General features: G+C 38.8%; 12 protein-coding genes and 2 tRNA genes. 10 read left to right on the plus strand and 4 right to left on the minus strand.

Going from position 1 to position 13499, the window contains the following annotated elements; genetic code table 11:
• Positions 1-143: 143 nt before the first annotated feature.
• The 3 genes from AC1M9A_RS05475 to rluD form a co-directional block, all read right to left on the minus strand.
• On the minus strand, positions 144-1439 hold the full coding sequence (locus AC1M9A_RS05475; protein WP_481609802.1) for a hypothetical protein: 1296 nt from the start codon (positions 1437-1439) through the stop codon (positions 144-146).
• A gap of 333 nt (positions 1440-1772) precedes the next feature.
• Complete coding sequence (pgeF, locus tag AC1M9A_RS05480) at positions 1773-2513, minus strand: peptidoglycan editing factor PgeF (protein ID WP_481609803.1); 741 nt, start codon at positions 2511-2513, stop codon at positions 1773-1775.
• 17 nt (positions 2514-2530) lie between these two features.
• The gene (gene rluD, locus AC1M9A_RS05485) at positions 2531-3583 is read right to left on the minus strand and encodes a 23S rRNA pseudouridine(1911/1915/1917) synthase RluD (protein ID WP_481609804.1); all 1053 of its coding nucleotides are present in this window, start codon (positions 3581-3583) and stop codon (positions 2531-2533) included.
• Between the two features lie 71 nt (positions 3584-3654).
• Between rluD and AC1M9A_RS05490 the strand changes: the two genes are divergently transcribed.
• Together AC1M9A_RS05490 and AC1M9A_RS05495 are read left to right on the plus strand one after the other, a co-directional pair.
• On the plus strand, positions 3655-4671 hold the full coding sequence (locus AC1M9A_RS05490; RefSeq protein WP_179997751.1) for an outer membrane protein assembly factor BamD: 1017 nt from the start codon (positions 3655-3657) through the stop codon (positions 4669-4671).
• Between the two features lie 129 nt (positions 4672-4800).
• Positions 4801-6696, plus strand: a complete 1896-nt coding sequence (locus AC1M9A_RS05495) for a DNA primase (RefSeq protein ID WP_481607577.1) — start codon at positions 4801-4803, stop codon at positions 6694-6696.
• Between the two features lie 23 nt (positions 6697-6719).
• Here AC1M9A_RS05495 and hemA read toward each other — a convergent pair whose 3' ends face one another.
• Positions 6720-8003 (minus strand): glutamyl-tRNA reductase, encoded by a 1284-nt coding sequence (hemA, locus tag AC1M9A_RS05500; RefSeq protein WP_481597262.1) that lies wholly within the window; start codon positions 8001-8003, stop codon positions 6720-6722.
• A 76-nt stretch (positions 8004-8079) separates the two neighbouring features.
• Between hemA and AC1M9A_RS05505 the strand changes: the two genes are divergently transcribed.
• The 8 genes from AC1M9A_RS05505 to pth all read left to right on the plus strand — a co-directional run bounded on the left by AC1M9A_RS05505 (position 8080) and on the right by pth (position 13455).
• On the plus strand, positions 8080-9792 hold the full coding sequence (locus tag AC1M9A_RS05505) for a tetratricopeptide repeat protein (protein ID WP_481595844.1): 1713 nt from the start codon (positions 8080-8082) through the stop codon (positions 9790-9792).
• Positions 9793-9798: 6 nt separating this feature from the next.
• Positions 9799-10383 (plus strand): lipoprotein insertase outer membrane protein LolB, encoded by a 585-nt coding sequence (gene lolB, locus AC1M9A_RS05510; protein WP_481586488.1) that lies wholly within the window; start codon positions 9799-9801, stop codon positions 10381-10383.
• Between the two features lie 12 nt (positions 10384-10395).
• Positions 10396-11226, plus strand: a complete 831-nt coding sequence (gene ispE, locus AC1M9A_RS05515) for a 4-(cytidine 5'-diphospho)-2-C-methyl-D-erythritol kinase (RefSeq protein WP_035269285.1) — start codon at positions 10396-10398, stop codon at positions 11224-11226.
• 5 nt (positions 11227-11231) lie between these two features.
• Positions 11232-11306 (plus strand) — tRNA-Gln (locus tag AC1M9A_RS05520).
• A gap of 91 nt (positions 11307-11397) precedes the next feature.
• A tRNA-Gln gene (locus AC1M9A_RS05525) sits at positions 11398-11472 on the plus strand.
• 36 nt (positions 11473-11508) lie between these two features.
• Positions 11509-12462 carry a ribose-phosphate pyrophosphokinase gene (locus AC1M9A_RS05530; protein WP_035269283.1) on the plus strand — a complete coding sequence of 318 codons (954 nt, stop codon included), beginning with the start codon at positions 11509-11511 and terminating at the stop codon, positions 12460-12462.
• Positions 12463-12560: 98 nt separating this feature from the next.
• Positions 12561-12857, plus strand: coding sequence for a 50S ribosomal protein L25 (rplY, locus tag AC1M9A_RS05535; RefSeq protein WP_035269282.1), 297 nt, complete (start codon positions 12561-12563; stop codon positions 12855-12857).
• A gap of 19 nt (positions 12858-12876) precedes the next feature.
• Positions 12877-13455: an aminoacyl-tRNA hydrolase gene (gene pth / locus AC1M9A_RS05540; protein WP_481607573.1), complete on the plus strand. Its 579-nt coding sequence runs from the start codon at positions 12877-12879 to the stop codon at positions 13453-13455.
• Positions 13456-13499 lie beyond the last annotated feature (44 nt).

The following is a 13499-nucleotide window of genomic DNA, read 5'->3' on the forward strand; positions in this document are numbered from 1 at the left end:
TGCTAAATGAATTAAAATATAGAAATTAAAATAAAATTTAATATTTTCTAGAGACTTACATCACATTATTAATTTTTAAAATGTGATGTATATTCCAATTTATCCGATGAAATGCAAACTTAAAACTCAAGTATATCTATTATTTAGCAGAATTTTAAACTTCCATAACAGTTTGGGGCAAAGGATTGATTTTTTAACTGTAAGTTTACCAAATCCATATTCACTATTGAATTTGTTAATGGAACCTCACCTAATCTAAAATTACCTGCTAAACAACTTGTTGCTAAAAAACCACATTCGATTGGATTAGCCTGTAAATAATTACTAATTAGCGGTACAACTTGTTTAATCACTGCATCTGTCACAACCACTTTTTGACTCGGAGTAACATTACCTATATCAATTGGGTCCTCGATTGAAAGCCACCAACCTGTCTGAGCAGCAACACTCGCTCCAGTCCAATGTATATCTTGTTTTTGCATCGATAGAGAAAATGGATTACTCAAAGGTAAGCGGTGAATATATCCAAGGTTCTCTGAAACTTTAACATCTACATTTAGGTTTGAAACATTACCCGTAATGTCACCAGATAGTGGTATAGGCACAAGCCCCCAGAGTTTAGCACTTGCAGAAATTTTCCCTGACAATGCAATGTTATCTATTCGAGCAACACCTGTTAAATAAACATTTGACATTCTGTTACCACTAATAGTTTGGCCATTAATTTTTAAAGAGCCGCTTCCCTCAGCTAAATTTAAAGCATAATCATTAGACGTAAAGTCTGCACTTACGAAACCTGTTGTACTCTTTGCTTTTCCGTAAACTAATTCCCCAAGATTGTTAAAATTTACACCAGAACGAGCTGCTGTTGTCGCAGTTCCAACAGCGTCCTTAATCTTCAGATAGCCACTTAAACTATTGATACCATTTGGTTTTTCAGAGTTCTCACTACCAAGCGTTAATAATCCTAGTACTTTTTCTGCACTTAAACGAACACCAACCATTTCACGTGTGGAAGCTGAATCTGGGTTTTTTATAGCAAACTCTAAAAATGGATTGGTTAGTTGGGCACTTGATTGGACTCGTCCTTCACGAGTTTCTGCAACCCCTGACAAACTTAAGTTATCGATATCAATATCACAACCGTTTGCACCATTTACTCCACCGCATCCAAGTTGCAATCTTTTGATGTTAGCATTTAAATCTAATTGGGCTTCCATTCCCATTTTATAAAATCCAATATTTTGACCAGAATTCTTATTGACGGAATCTGCAGGTGAAATATAGCTTAAGCTCATGAGTGCTTTACCTTCAACATGTGAAAGTTCAGCGTCAGTCAGTTCTTGCATTGGAGCAGCATACGCTAATGTTATTGAAGTCAATCCATAGATGACAGGAATACAAAAATTTCTTGATTTCGCGAATCCTATTAAGATCATCATTGTCTCCACAATTTTTTATTTTTATGTCTTGTCTAACAAAAAGACAATGTAATATTCACTATTATATAAATTTTTACTATCAAATTGTGATTGATCTAACATTTTTTGTATTTAAATAATTCATATTTCAAAAAAAATGGTCTAGTAATGAATCACTTATATCAACTTAGCAACTTGTAAATTAATGTATTTTTATTTAAATCTTTCATTTAAATAAACAACAGATCGAAGTGATTAAATAAAATCTCAAACATAAGTAAAGATGATGAGCTTTAAGAAAGTCATCATTTAAATACCCAGACGATCTGATTGAAACTAAATAAATTCTTTTCACTCCATGAAGACAAATGTCGCCATGCGGCCGGTTTTTGAATTACGGCGATGAGAATAATATGTTTGATCCTCCGTGTAGCTACATCGCTCACCTCCAAGAACCTGTTCCACCCCTAAACTTTTCAATATATGGCGAGCAATCGCATACAGATCTGCGTAATACTTACCCTCTAGATCTCCCTTTTGAAATGCTGAACTTAATTCTGGAATCCTATCGCAGAATGTGTGCATTACTTCCTCACCCACTTCAAAGCATGGCTGACTAATTGCCGCACCTAACCACGCCCAAGAGGGTTGAGTGCTCATGGCATTGACTGTATTTTCAATAATGCCATTTGCCAATCCTCGCCAACCTGCATGCAAATTAGCGACTTCAGTACCATCTTTGTTACCGAGAACCACTGGCAAACAATCTGCCGTCATCATCATTAATGCATGATGTTTTTGTTGTGTCACTAAACCATCGCCATTTAGAGCGTGTAAGCTCATGTCATCATTTACAACGTGACAGATTGTACTGTGCGTTTGGTTCATCCAAGTCAATCGACTCACCCCATAGACTGAGAAGTCACTTAACAAGTGCATTCGATGCTGATGAACACGTTCTGGTTGATCATTTACATGCAAAGCCAAGTTAAAACCTTCTAAATCAGTCTGAGATGTTTGAAGTGCGTGAGGGTGACTTAATTCTGTTTGTCCTACCACAACACCTTTGGGCAAACCTTGCACAATTTGCATGTAAACTTTCCTTTAATTTAGTAAGCCTTATTTTCCGTACGAAGAGTCTCAAGTAATGCTGTGAAATCTCCAGGCCATGGTGCTTCAAACATCATTTCTTCACCTGTACGTGGATGTATTAGCCCCAATTTTGATGCATGAAGCGCTTGACGTCTAAACTCTCGTAAATGAGTAGCGAGTTTTTCTGAAGCACCTGCAGGCACTTTGACACGACTGACATACACTGGATCACCGACCAAAGGGAAACCAATATAAGTGAAATGCACACGAATCTGATGAGTACGTCCAGTTTCTAATTGTGCTTGCACACGTGTGAAATTTTGGAATCTTTCTTTCACATTATAGTGAGTCACGGCATCACGACCACCTGGTAAGATCGCCATTTTTACACGATCTACGGGATGACGTTTAATCGGCTCATCAATTTTACCGCCTGCAATAATATTGCCATAACAAATCAAATCATAAATTCGATAAACTGATTTTTTCGCCAACTGTTTACTCAAGGAAAATTGAGCTTCTAAATTTTTAGCTACAACCAAGAGACCGCTGGTATCTTTATCGATACGGTGTACTAGACCAGCTCGAGATAATTCTGCTGATTTTGGAAAATGATATAAAAGAGCATTAACCAAAGTACCATTCGGGTTTCCTGCACCAGGATGTACAACCATCCCCACTGGCTTGTTAATGACTAAGATATCATCATCTTCATAAATAATATCTAAGGGAATATTTTCAGGTTGGCTGGTGACTTGGGCTTCAAGCTCTACATTAAGCGTGAGTAGCTCATTCCCTTCACTTTTATATTTTGGTTTCACAATTTGACCATTTACCAACAAATGACCATCCTTCAACCATTGTTTCAATTTTTCACGCGAAAATTCGTTCCAAGCGAGTGCTGCAACTTGATCTATTCGCTGACCAAGAGAACTCTCATCCACTTGAAATTGCAACGATAAACGTGTTGCAGTTGGGGCTGAAGTATGGTTATCTGCATCCTCAGAATCTTCAAGTAAATTGATGTCGATTTCTGGGAAATTAGAATTAGAAGTTTGTGCTGAAGTCATTTGCTCATTCGGACAAAAGTGGTTTAATAGTGCAATTGTAGCCTATTGCCCGTATAAACAGAGGAATTTTTATGTCGCTACCACGTTATAAAGTTACAATGCTTGCTTTATCGCTAGGCTTAGCAGCAACATTTGTGGGCTGTAGCAGTAATCCCAAGAAGGATGTTGTGGATACTGGACCTAAATCAACCGAACAATCTTATTTCGATAAAGCACAAAAAGCATTAGATCGTGGTCAATATAGCGATGCAGCACAATCATTAGAAGCAATTGAAACTTATTACCCTACAGGTCAATATACTCAACAAGCTCAACTCGATCTTTTATATGCTCGTTTTCAACAAAAAGACTATGAAGCTGTTATTGCGCTAGCAGACCGTTTTATTCGTTTAAATCCTCAACATCCTAATGTTGATTATGCTTACTATGTTCGTGGTGTGGCGAATATGGAGCAAAACTATGATGGTCTCATCCGCTATACATCACTCCAACAGGCTCATCGTGATGTCAGCTATTTAAAAGTTGCATATCAAAATTTTGTTGATTTCATTCGTCGTTTCCCAAGTAGTCAGTATGCTGTAGATGCTGCTCAGCGCATGAAATTTATTGGTCAAGAACTTGCTGAAAGTGAAATGAATGCGGCTCGCTTTAACTTAAAGCGTAAAGCTTGGCTTGCAGCAGTTGAGCGTGGACAATGGGTTGTGGAACATTTCCCTCAAACACCTCAAGTACCAGAAGCGCTTGCAACGATTGCTTACGGATACGATAAACTCGGTGACAAGGCAACATCTCAACAATACGTTGAAGTGCTAAAGCTAAACTACCCTCATCTTGTGAAGTCTAATGGTGAGGTCGATTTACGCGCAGCACGTAAAGATGGAAGTTGGTTAAATCGTGCAACCTTGGGTATTTTAGGTCGTGAAGCACGCAGCCAAACAACGGCAGAAGTATCAGCAGAGCAATCTGACAACACCAATACACAACCCGGTTTATTGAATCGCTTAAGCTTTGGCTTGCTTGGTAATAAAGATCACAATGTGGAAAGTGCGCCAGCAAATGAAAGTATGTACGACCCACAGCGTCAATAATCCATTCTTACGAATCAAAAAAGGTGGGATTACCCACCTTTTTTATTGCATGGCTTTATTTATCGTCTTAAGTGTTTAGGATAGACTTAATTCAATCACTTTATTCCTCATTCTTTTGGCTTTTTAATTATGGCAATTCCACAACATACGATTGATCAAATTTTAGATCGAACTGACATCGTCGATCTTATTGGCCAACGTGTGAAATTAAAAAAGTCAGGTCGTACCTATTCAGGCTGTTGTCCTTTTCATCAAGAGAAAACACCTTCTTTTCACGTCTACCGTGATAAGCAATATTTCCACTGTTTCGGTTGCCAAGCCAATGGAAATGCAATTCGCTTTATGATGGATATTGATAATCGCAATTTCATCGAGGTGATTAAAGACCTGGCAAGCCAAACCGGTATCGAATTACCTAAAGACAATCAAGACAATAAAAAACTCTCATACAAGAGAGAACCTATTAAACCTAACCAAGAAAAGCAACCGCAGGCACCCATTGAAGCAGATGCAGCAGAAATCATTTCTCCGCCTACTTCAGCTTTTGATGTAGATCCTTTTGAAGCATTTCAAAACTATGAATTCGATGAGTATCAATTTAATACAGATGACTTGAATTCAGTTGAGGTCGCACCTGAAGGTAATTTATACGATCTTCTTGAAAATGTTGCTTTATTTTATGAAAAACAACTTCCAAATAGCCAAATTGCGCAACAGTATTTTCAGCGACGCGGACTAAGTGATACCACGATTAAGTATTGGCGATTAGGTTATGCCCCAGAAGATTGGCAACATCTTGAAAAAGCATTTCCGCAAGATATTGAAGGATTAAAACTACTCGGTTTGATCAGAACCAGTGATTCTGGTCGTGATTTTGATCTACTACGAGAACGTGTCATTTTTCCTATACGTGATGCAAAAGGTCGCGTTGTCGGTTTTGGTGGACGAGCATTGAATGACGAGATCAAACCCAAATATATCAACTCGCCAGACTCTGAAGTTTTCCATAAAAACCAACTACTCTATGGCTTATATGAAGGTCGTAAGCTCAAAGCCAATCATTGGTTAATGGTTGAAGGTTACATGGATGTCATCGCATTACAGCAAGCTGGCATTCCTGGCGCAGTTGCCACCTTGGGGACGGCGAGCAATGCTGATCACTTGAATCTATTATTTAAACAAAATAATCAGTTAACTATTGCTTTTGATGGTGATTCGGCTGGTCAAAAAGCTGCTCGACGCACTTTAGAAATTGCACTTCCCCTCTTAAATGATGGTCGTGAACTGAAATTTTTTATTCTACCTGCGGAGCATGATCCTGACTCATTAGTTCGTAAGGACGGTGTTGAAACTTTCAATCGACTTTGGCAACAATCACCACTCTTATCAGAGTTTGCTTTTTCACTTCTCAGTCAACAATATCAAATCAATACACCTGAAGGTAAAAGTCAGGTCATGGCTGAGCTAAATCAACTCACCAATCTGATGCCTAAGCAAGGTTCGTATCGCTATTTGATTCGTCAATATTTCAAAGAAAAATTAGGATTCAATAAAAAGTGGCAGCCTCAAGTGAGTCTTGACGCTTCATTATCATTTAATATTCGCACACGAGATGAAGATTTCGCAGTGGCAATGTTAATGTACCATCCTTTTCTTTATATTCATTTTGAAGTATTACGCGCAGTGATTCCTGAAGATGAATTGCTTGCAAAAGTATTAAAAATTTTTAATGTCATTTTTGATGATCTGCCAGATGACCAAGAGTTGGCGAGTTATTATATTTTGGGTGCATGTAGCCCATTTCATCATGAACTCTCTGAGATTTTAAAACGTACTAATATTCAAACACTCACTGAAGCCCCTGAAATGGCTGATAAACTTGCCTCAGAATACTCACTTTCACTCCAAGAAAAATATCTGAGAATCAAATTTAAAGCAGCAAAATCATTAAATGAGTCTAAAAACTTAAGACAACAACTGAATGAGCTAACCAAAAAAATTGGACTACGCTTACTACATGAATAAATAAAAGCGGTCAGTGACCGCTTTTATTTTTTTAGTTTTCGCTGAGCACTAAAAATATCTTCTAAATGTTCTTTAATCGTTTCATAGACATCAGGATTTTCATCTTTAGCGACTTCTCTGAGTAAGATGGATGTAGGATGTAATAGCTTTTGCGTCAAACGATGCGCCATTTCCTGCATGACAATGGCTGCATCATCGCCAGAGGCTAAACGATCTAATGCATGCTCTAATTCAAATGCTTTAACTTTATCTCCATGAGCACGATACTCACTAATTGTCGCTCCAGCTTGTGAAACTTTCTGCTGAGTCACCAATTGTGTTGCTAGTTGATTGACCATCACTTCAGCTTCAACAGCGGCTTGGCGTCGCTGCGCTAAGTTTTCATCAATAACACCTTGAAGATCGTCCACCCCATAAAGGTAAACACCATCCAAGCTTTCAGCCTTAGATTCAATATCGCGAGGAACAGCCAAATCCACCATCAACATTTGACGGTAACGACGTTTTTTTAGTGCTGACTTAACATCTTGATAGGAAATGACCTGATGTAAACTTCCTGTACAACTTGAAATCACATCAGCGCGATGTAAATTTTGAGCTAAATCAACAAAAGGAATAATTTCTACCGCAACACGATGTGATATTTCTTGCGCTAAAAGTTCCGCCCGTTCCTGACCACGGTTACAAATTAAAATTTTAGCAACGCCCATTTCAGCTAAGTGCTTTGCAACCAAGCTATTCATTTCACCTGCTGCAACCACCATAACGGTTAATTGTTCAGGCTTACTAAAAACTTGTAGTGCTAACTGTGCTACCGCATACCCCATGGATACAGCATGACTACCGACCGCTGTTTCTGAACGCACTTTCTTAGCAGCATAAAATGCATATTCAAAAATACGATTTAAATTTTGTGAAACAACTTCAGACTCTTTTGCTAAATTAAGTGCAGACTTCACTTGCCCCATAATCTGAGGCTCTCCAAGCATGAGTGAATCTAATCCTGATGCAACACGCATCAAATGTGTCACAGCATCTGTATTTTCATAACGGTAAATATGATTTTGTAATTGTTTTACATCAATGCCATTTTTTTGAGCGAGCCAATCTAATACCATCTCCGCATTATCAGCGATGGCGTAGACTTCAGTACGATTACAGGTTGACACCACAACCATATCGTTCAGCTGGTCATGGTGACTTTGTTCAGCCAACAATAGTTTTAACTTTTCAGGGTTAAAAGCAACTTGCTCTCGTAATTCAACTGAGGCTGTTTGATGGTTGACACCCAATGCAAAGAAAGACATATCAGATCATCAATTGGCTAAATTTATGCTATTGTGCAATAACGGTGTCATAAAAAGCAGTACTTGGATAAAAAAATTGCGTCAAACAATGAGCCGCACAACCGGCATGACAATTCGACAGTATTCTACCACACTCTTGTTAGTGAGTAGCATGACTTACAGTGCTCATATTAGAGCATCTGGAGAATTTTACCATGCCAATTTAAATCATAAAGTTTTACAACAGGCTATGGTTGCAGAATTTGCTTTAGCTGCACATGACACACCGACTGCTTTACACAACTATACCGTACTTGCAATCCAAACCAGTTCAACAGCTTTAAAACAACGTGCACTTAACGTCGCACTCGAACAAAACGACTTACAAGCCGCTTTAGATATTGCAACCCATTGGGTCGTGCAAGAACCCAAAGATGTACCTGCAAAATTCTATCTTGCGCATATCGCATTAAAGTCACACGAATATGAACTTGCTGCTGATGTGCTCGATGATATTTTAAATTTAGATCCTGAATCAGATTTAGAACAAATTCTTGAAGGAATTTCTCCGGAATCCCCTGAGGATCGAGCATATTTATTAAACACTTTGCGTAATAGTAAAACGCGTAACAATCCTTCAATTCTCGTTTTGATTGCGAGTTTACAAGCACAAAATAATGAAATCGAAAATGCCTTAATTACTTTAAATAAAGCATTAAAAAAACGCCCCAAATCAACAGGGTTTATCTTACTGAAAGCAAACTTACTCATGGCTTTAGGCGACGAAGAAGAGACGCTAAAATGGTTTGAAAAAAGTGCTCGTAAAAATCGTAATAATTTAGAGCTCAGTCTGGCTGAAATCCGCTACTTAATTAAACTGAATAAAAATGAACAGGCGTTAAGCAAATTAAAACGCATCATAAAAAAATGGCCTGATTCGGAAGAAGCTCTTTTTATCGCTGGTCTAACATCAATTGATCTCAAAGAATATGAGCTTGCTGAACAGTATTTGGTCGAACTACGTGCATCTGGACAGTATCAAAATGATGCTTATTTTTATTTGGCATTAAATGCTGAACGAAAACAACATTTTGAAACAGCTAAAGCTTATTATCGACTTGTAGATGGTAATTTATATATGGTTTCTAGACGAAATCTAATTTCAATCTATGACAAACAAAATCGCTTAAGTGATGCGCTGCGCTTTCTGACTCAGGAACGGGTGAATTACCCCCAACATGCGAGTTTCTTATATCAAGCACAAGCTGAAATACTCAAAAAAATGGGCAATAACAAAGCTGCCTTGGGCTTACTCAAAGAAGCGGCTAAAAATTTAACTGATGACCCTGAAATTTTATATTCTCAAGTCTTATTACTTGATCCATTTACGGATCGCGATCAATTAGATGAATTGCTTAAAAAATTACTCACGATCGAACCCAATAGTCCAACATATCTGAATGCGTATGCATATACTCTGGCGTTGCAAAATCGTCGTTTAGATGAGGCGAGACAATATGCCGAACAAGCTTTAGACAATGCCCCAGAACAAGCATCTATCTTAGATACCTTAGGCTATATCTGCTTTCTTCAAAACGATTTTGACACTTCCACCCGTGTACTTGCGAAAGCATATCAACTCAGCCAAAGTCCAAATATCGGCATTCGATATGCTAAATCGCTTTATATGCTGGGTTCACTGGAAGAATTTAGCCAAGTGTTACATCAACTCCATAAAAATCATCCAAATCATCCTCAATTGGATCAACTCGATAGTTTATTGTTGCCACAAAATATCAAAAAGAGTTAATACTGTATGATCTTAAATTTAAAATCATTATTGCTGATTGCCACAAGTAGTGCGCTTCTTGGGTTAACTGGCTGTCAAGCAATTCAAACTCAACCATCACAGCCAACAACGCAAAACCTTGAACAATCAAATCAATTTAATCTTCAGGGTAAAATTGGCGTCAAGACCCCCAAGCAATCAGGCAGTGCTTTTTTTACTTGGCAACAGCAAGATGAACAGTTTGATATCGAGTTAAGCGGAATTCTTGGAGTCGGTAAAACTCAAATCTCAGGTCAACCTGGTCAAGTGACACTGAACAGTGCCAAAACTGGTGAAATTACAGCCAACTCACCTGAAGAGTTATTGTTTCGTGCAACAGGTTGGGAAGCACCAATTACTTATTTAGTCGATTGGGTACAAGCTAAGCAAGCGACTGAAGAAGCTGAAATTCAAAAAGACGAATCGATGCGAATCAGTGAAATTAAAGAACAAGGTTGGCATATTCAATTATCTTACAACGGTCAATCTACACAACCAAACCGTTTGATTTTAAAGCAACAACTTGAAGATGGAACTGAAAATCGTATTACAATGGTAATTCAAAATCGTTAAGTTTGATTATTTATGATTCGTGTACCCTCCCCTGCAAAACTGAATTTGTTTTTACACATTACGGGGCGCCGTGAAAATGGTTACCATGAGTTGCAAACTATTTTTCAGTTGATAGATCTTTGTGATTGGATGGAATTTACTCCAATCTCTAACCAATCTATCTCCATTTCAGGCCTATCAGAAGTAAGTCTTGAACAAAATTTGATTTATCGTGCAATGATGATGCTGAAACCCTATGCCAAAAGTGAAAAATTAGGCATTCATGTCAACATCGAAAAAAATATACCGATGGGTGCAGGACTCGGTGGTGGCTCTTCAAATGCGGCTACCGCGTTATTAATCATGAATCAACTTTGGCAATGTGGCTTAAATCGTGATCAATTAGCAGAAATTGGTGTACAACTGGGTGCTGATGTTCCCATCTTCATCCATGGTCGTAATGCATGGGCAGAAGGTATTGGTGAACACTTAACATTCATAGACTTAGATCAAAAACAATACATTGTGTTAAAACCTGACTGTTTTATCAGCACTCAACTGCTTTTTTCACAAAAATCGTTGACAAGAGACACGAAGACCTCTAAATTTTGCGCCTATCAGATAAAGCCATCTGATTTCAGAAATAACTTTGAACCTCTGGCAAGAAGTCTATATGCTGAAGTCGATGAAGCAATGCAATATTTAGATCAGTTCGGTGTTGCAAAACTTACAGGTACAGGTGCTTGTGTTTTTACTGAAGTAACGACTGAAATGAACATTGATGACATTCTTGCTCATTCACCTTGTAAAGCTTACTTAGTGAATAGTTTAGAACAATCACCATTGAATCAAATCATCGTTTAAATGATAGGGGCGTCGCCAAGTGGTAAGGCAGCGGGTTTTGATCTCGCCATCCGTTGGTTCGAATCCAGCCGCCCCTGCCAATTTAGTTCAAAAAGACAGAACATTGGTATCATGAGTTGAGTCAAACAATCTTGACAAACCCATATAAAACCATTAAAGTTCTGCCGCATTAGGGGCGTCGCCAAGTGGTAAGGCAGCGGGTTTTGATCTCGCCATCCGTTGGTTCGAATCCAGCCGCCCCTGCCATCTCATTCTATACATTTCAACCGCCAAGGGTGCTTCATGCCCAATCTTGTCGTTTTTAGTGGAACTGCGCATCCACAATTCGCCCAAAAAGTCGTTAGCCACTTGCATATCCCTCTAGGTGCTGCATCTGTAGGTCAATTCTCTGATGGTGAAATCGCTGTCGAAATCACTGAGAATGTCCGTGGTAAAGACGTATTCATCGTTCAGCCTACTTGTGCTCCAACTAATGATAACCTTATGGAAATCTTAGTAATGGCAGATGCATTGCGTCGTGCAAGTGCTGGTCGTATCACTGCTGTGATTCCTTATTTCGGTTATGCTCGCCAAGACCGTCGTCCTCGTTCTTCACGTGTTCCAATTACTGCAAAAGTAGTAGCAGATATGCTAACAACTGTAGGTATTGACCGTGTTGTGATGATCGATCTTCATGCTGACCAAATTCAAGGTTTCTTCGACATCCCTGTAGACAACATTTACGGTACGCCAGCGCTTTTAGCTGACTTACGTCAACAGTCTCATGACAACCTTATGGTTGTTTCGCCAGACGTTGGTGGTGTTGTTCGTGCTCGTGCTGTTGCGAAACAAATGGGCGATATCGATTTAGCTATCATCGACAAACGTCGTCAAAAAGCAAATGAATCACAAGTGATGCATTTGATTGGTGATGTTAAAGATCGCGACTGTGTGATCGTTGATGACATGGTTGATACAGCTGGTACTTTATGTAAAGCCGCTGATGCATTGAAGACTTTTGGTGCGCGTCGTGTCGTAGCATATGCTACTCACCCTGTTTTATCTGGTAAAGCGATCGAGAATTTGAAAAACTCTGTTATCGACGAACTTGTTGTGACAGATACAATTCCGCTTTCAGAAGAAGCTTTAGCTCTTGGTAAGATTCGCCAAGTTTCAGTTGCGAGTATGGTTGCTGAAACAATTCGTCGTATTAACAACGAAGAATCTATTAGCGCAATGTTTGATTCTTATCTATAATAGAGCGCTAAAATTTTAAAGCCCTGCCTTTTGGTAGGGCTTTCTATCACTAGATCGGTCGCAGATCTAGTTCACTTAACTTAAATAGGATGTCTCTCATGGCAAACTTCGTATTAAATGCAGTAGCACGTGAAGAAGCAGTACAAGGGAAAGGTGCGAGCCGCCGCCTTCGTCTTCAATCTAAAGTTCCTGCTATCATCTATGGTGGTGATGCTGCACCTGTAGCAATTACACTTGAGCTTCGTCAGCTTGTTAAATACTTAGAAGACAACGCTTTCTTTGAAGAAGTAATTGAAATTGATGTTGATGGTAAAGTTGAAAGCGTTAAAATCCAAGCTTTACAACGTCACCCAGCTAAAAACACTCCAATGCACGCTGACTTCAAACGCGCATAAGTGTTGATGGTGTAAATTAGTGTCTCATATTTCACTGATTGTTGGTTTGGGCAACCCTGGTAAAGAGTATGCTCAAACCCGCCATAATGCAGGCTTCTGGTATGTAGAACGTCTTGCAGAACAATATGGCATAACACTTAAAAATGACCCTAAGTTTAATGGATTAAGTGGTCGCGGTAATGTAGAAGGACAAGATGTTCGACTTTTATTACCTTCAACCTTTATGAACCGTTCTGGTCAAAGTGTTGTACCCTTCGCAAAATTCTACCAAATCTCTCCAGAAGCAATGCTTATTGCTCACGATGAACTTGATATGGATCCAGGTATCATTCGCCTCAAAACGGGTGGTGGTCATGGTGGTCATAACGGTTTACGTGACGTTGTTCCTCATACTGGCCCTAACTTCCATCGTTTACGTATTGGAATTGGACACCCTGGATCAAAAGACCGTGTATCAGGTCATGTTCTAGGTAAAGCACCCTCAAGTGAACAAACGCTCATTGACGATGCAATTCATCACGCACTAAGTCGTACAAAATTATTAGTGAATGGTGAAATTCAGCAGGCAATGAATCAAATAAATGCCTACAAGCCGTAGTTGATAAATTTAATTTTTGTTCAACAATTTTTCTTGCCACGATG

The sequence above is a fragment of the Acinetobacter sp. ANC_7634 genome (assembly GCF_056779875.1).

Bases quoted from the DNA above. Each gene is read 5' to 3' on its own strand.
- AC1M9A_RS05475 (WP_481609802.1), bottom strand. From the start codon at position 1,439: ATGATCTTAATAGGATTCGCGAAATCAAGAAATTTTTGTATTCCTGTC.
- pgeF (WP_481609803.1), bottom strand. From the start codon at position 2,513: ATGCAAATTGTGCAAGGTTTGCCCAAAGGTGTTGTGGTAGGACAAACA.
- rluD (WP_481609804.1), bottom strand. From the start codon at position 3,583: ATGACTTCAGCACAAACTTCTAATTCTAATTTCCCAGAAATCGACATC.
- AC1M9A_RS05490 (WP_179997751.1), top strand. From the start codon at position 3,655: ATGTCGCTACCACGTTATAAAGTTACAATGCTTGCTTTATCGCTAGGC.
- AC1M9A_RS05495 (WP_481607577.1), top strand. From the start codon at position 4,801: ATGGCAATTCCACAACATACGATTGATCAAATTTTAGATCGAACTGAC.
- hemA (WP_481597262.1), bottom strand. From the start codon at position 8,003: ATGTCTTTCTTTGCATTGGGTGTCAACCATCAAACAGCCTCAGTTGAA.
- lolB (WP_481586488.1), top strand. From the start codon at position 9,799: ATGATCTTAAATTTAAAATCATTATTGCTGATTGCCACAAGTAGTGCG.
- ispE (WP_035269285.1), top strand. From the start codon at position 10,396: ATGATTCGTGTACCCTCCCCTGCAAAACTGAATTTGTTTTTACACATT.
- AC1M9A_RS05530 (WP_035269283.1), top strand. From the start codon at position 11,509: ATGCCCAATCTTGTCGTTTTTAGTGGAACTGCGCATCCACAATTCGCC.
- rplY (WP_035269282.1), top strand. From the start codon at position 12,561: ATGGCAAACTTCGTATTAAATGCAGTAGCACGTGAAGAAGCAGTACAA.